The organism is Arthrobacter sp. 10N43 (genome assembly GCF_056394525.1).
On the sequence record NZ_JBFTIA010000043.1, the window covers coordinates 1 to 584 of the forward strand.

The 584-nt window shown below is 55.0% G+C and carries 1 rRNA gene; it reads right to left on the minus strand.

The features are described 5' to 3' along the window. Nucleotides 1-95 (minus strand): 23S ribosomal RNA (locus tag AC1DDO_RS23035); the annotation flags it as partial. Between the last annotated feature and the right edge of the window lie 489 nt (nt 96-584).

Consider the following 584-nt stretch of genomic DNA (forward strand, 5'->3'; position numbering starts at 1 on the left):
CGGTTATCGACTCCCCCAGGCTTATCGCAGATTCCTACGTCCTTCTTCGGCTCCTAATGCCAAGGCATCCACCGTGTGCTCTTAAAAACTTGACCACAAAAGATCAAGGAGTAATTTTCGAGAGAACCATGAAAACCACCATCCCGCCCAAAGACGGAACGACAGATCCAGGTTCATATTCTTGGAAATTGCTTCTTATAAAAGATGCTCGCGTCCACTATGTAGTTCTCAAACAACAACCCCGTACCACACACCCCACACACCAGCCCTTAAAGGGACAAACCGTGCATGCTCGGTGCAGCCAGGAAACCAGAAACACAAGTCCCGGGAAAGTCGCCCTCCCCGGTCCTGTTGTCTCAGGACCCAACAGTGTGCCAAACACTAAACCGCCCCCTTCCCCGCCGCACCGTTCCAGGACCACCACCGAAGAGGTGAGTCCGTACTGGGTGCCGCAGAAAACGCAGCGGCCGCTATTTGCTGATATTCCACCCGTGAGCACCCGCCGCAGAACAATCGTCTGCGCAACGGGCGTTACTCCTGACAACCCCACCACACCCGCATACACGGGGCAGGGTGGTTGTAGG